This window comes from Salinivibrio sp. PR919, from assembly GCF_001995355.1.
In the GTDB taxonomy this organism is placed as follows: Bacteria; Pseudomonadota; Gammaproteobacteria; order Enterobacterales; family Vibrionaceae; genus Salinivibrio; species Salinivibrio proteolyticus.
This window is the reverse complement of the sequence record NZ_MUFL01000147.1, coordinates 1-3,449: the sequence shown is the minus strand read 5'-3', so window position 1 is coordinate 3,449 and position 3,449 is coordinate 1. Positions and strand designations below refer to the sequence as shown.

Here is a 3,449-nt window from a genome sequence, read left to right as displayed (position 1 = left end):
ATGCCGGCGATCAGGTGACCGACACCATCACCCTCACCGCAAGCGATAACACGCAACAAGATATCGTGATCACCATTATGGGGACCGACGATGCGCCTGAGGTCACCGGTAACTTTACCGGCTCGGTCACCGAAGGCAACGAAGGCGATGCGGTCACTGCCACGGGCACCCTTGCGCTCAGTGATGTGGATGGCGACGATGCGCCAACCTTTGCGAATACTATAGAAGCGGGGACTTATGGCTCGCTGGAACTAGTAGATGGCGCTTGGACCTACACCCTCGATCAGTCTGCSGTGCARGATTTAGATGCTGGCGATCAGGTGACGGACACCATCACCYTGACTGCCTCTGATGGCACCCAGCAAGATATTGTTATCACCATTACCGGTACCGATGATGCCCCTGAGGTCACCGGTAACTTTACCGGCTCGGTCACCGAGGGTGACGCAGGTGATGCACCCGTCACTGCCACCGGCACCCTTGCGATCAGTGATGTCGATAGTGACGACGCGCCAACCTTTGCCGACGTCACACAGGCAGGCACCTATGGGTTGCTCGAGCTGGTGAACGGTAATTGGACCTACACCCTTGATCAGTCTGCCGTGCAGAATTTAGACGCCGGCGATCAGGTCACCGATACCATTACCCTGACTGCGAGCGATAACACGCAACAAGATATTGTTATCACCATTACGGGGACCGACGATGCGCCAGAAGTAAGCGGTAGCTTTACCGGCTCGGTGACCGAAGGTGACGCGGGCGATGCGCCTGTCACTGCGACGGGTACGATTGCGATCAGTGATGTCGATGGCGATGACAATCCGACCTTTGCCGATGTTACACAGGCAGGCACTTATGGCTCATTGGAGCTAGTAGATGGAGCTTGGACGTACACCCTTGATCAAGCCAGCGTGCAGGATTTAGATGCCGGTGATCAGGTGACGGACACCATCACCCTGACTGCCTCTGATGGCACAGAGCAAGATATTGTTATCACTATTACGGGTACGGACGACGCCCCTGAGGTCACCGGTAACTTTACCGGCTCGGTCACCGAGGGTGACGCAGGTGATGCGGCGGTGACTGCAACCGGCACCATTGCGATCAGTGATGTGGATGGCGACGATAATCCAACCTTTGCCGATACCACAGAGACCGGCACCTATGGTTCGCTCGAGCTAGTGAACGGTAATTGGACGTACACCCTCGATCAATCTGCCGTGCAGAGTTTAGATGCCGGCGATCAGGTCACCGATACCATTACCCTGACGGCAAGCGATAACACGCAACAAGATATTGTCATCACCATTACGGGGACCGATGATGCGCCAGAAGTGAGTGGTGAGTTTGTTGGTTCAGTCACCGAAGGAGACGAAGGTGATGCGCCTGTTACTGCCACGGGTACCATTGCGATCAGTGATATCGACGGTGACGATACGCCGACCTTTKCTGATACCACAGCAACCGGCACTTACGGTTCGCTCCAGCTAGTTAACGGTAATTGGACTTACACACTTGATCAGTCTGCGGTGCAAGATTTAGATGCCGGTGATCAAGTCACCGACACCATCACCCTGACCGCAAACGATGGTACTGAGCAAGATATTGTCATCACTATTACTGGTAGCGAAGATGCGCCTGAAGTCACCGGTAACTTTACCGGCTCAGTGACCGAAGGCAACGTGGGCGATGCACCTGTCACTGCCACCGGCACCCTAGCGATCAGTGATGTCGATGGTGACGATAATCCAACCTTTGCCGATACAACAGAGACCGGCACCTATGGCTCACTAGACCTGGTGAACGGCAACTGGACTTACACCCTCGATCAGTCTGCGGTGCAGGATTTAGATGCAGGCGATCAGGTCACCGACACCATCACCCTCACGGCCTCTGATGGTACTGAGCAAGATATTGTTATCACTATTACGGGCACCGACGACTTACCTGAAGTGACTGGTAGCTTTACCGGTTCAGTCACCGAGGCTGACGTGGGCGATGCGCCCGTCACTGCCACCGGCACCCTTGCGATCAGTGATGTTGATAGTGACGATACGCCGACCTTTGCGGATACCACTGAAGCGGGCACCTATGGCTCATTAGAGCTCGTGAACGGTAATTGGACGTACACTCTCGATCAGAGCTCAGTGCAGGATTTAGATGCCGGCGATCAAGTCACGGATACTATCACCCTGACCGCCTCTGATGGCACAGAGCAAGATATTGTGATCACCATTACCGGAACAGATGACGCCCCTGAAGTCACCGGTGAGTTTGTAGGTTCCGTGACCGAAGGTAATGTGGGCGATGCGCCTGTCACTGCCACSGGCACCCTAGCGATCAGTGATGTCGATGGTGACGATAATCCAACCTTTGCCGATACAACAGAGACCGGCACCTATGGCTCACTAGACCTGGTGAACGGCAACTGGACTTACACCCTCGATCAGTCTGCTGTACAGGATTTAGATGCAGGCGATCAGGTCACCGACACCATTACCCTGACTGCCTCTGATGGCACAGAGCAAGATATTGTCATCACCATTACCGGTAGCGAGGACCTACCTGAAGTCACCGGTGAGTTTATTGGTTCCGTCGCCGAGGGTGATGTAGGCGATGCGCCAGTCACTGCCACCGGTACCATTGCGATCAGTGATGTCGATAGTGACGATGCACCCACCTTCGCCAATACCACAGAAACAGGTACTTATGGTTCACTCGAGCTGGTCGGTGAGAACTGGACCTACACCCTCGATCAAGCCAGCGTGCAGGATTTAGATGCCGGTGATCAAGTCACCGACACCATCACCCTGACCGCAAACGATGGTACTGAGCAAGATATTGTCATCACTATTACCGGCACCGACGACTTACCTGAAGTGACCGGTAGCTTTGTCGGTTCCGTCACCGAAGGCAATGAAGGCGATGCGCCTGTCACTGCCACGGGTACCATTGCGATCAGTGATGTSGATRRCGACGATGCACCCACYTTYGCCAATAYCACAGCAACCGGCACTTATGGTTCGCTGGAACTAGTCGGTGAGAACTGGACCTACACCCTTGATCAAGCCAGCGTGCAGGATTTAGATGCCGGCGATCAGGTCACCGATACCATCACTCTGACTGCCTCTGATGGCACASAGCAAGATATTGTTATCACCATTACCGGTACTGGTGATGCGCCGGAAGTCACCGGTGAATTTGTTGGTTCAGTCACCGAAGGTGACGTAGGTGATGCGGCCGTGACTGCCACCGGCACCCTTGCGATCAGTGATATTGATGACGACGATAACCCCACCTTTGCCGATACCACTGAGGCGGGTACCTATGGCTCGCTAGAACTGGTCAACGGCAACTGGACTTACACGCTAAATCAGAGCTCAGTACAGAATTTAGAACGGCAACTGGACTTACACGCTAAATCAGAGCTCAGTACAGAATTTAGATGC

1 protein-coding gene is annotated in these 3,449 nt (G+C 54.2%); it reads left to right on the top strand.

Translation table 11 applies throughout. From position 1 onward, the window contains the following. Nucleotides 1-3,449 (top strand): beta strand repeat-containing protein (locus tag BZG83_RS16105; RefSeq protein ID WP_198929748.1); only part of this gene is annotated, 3,449 nt, incomplete at both ends.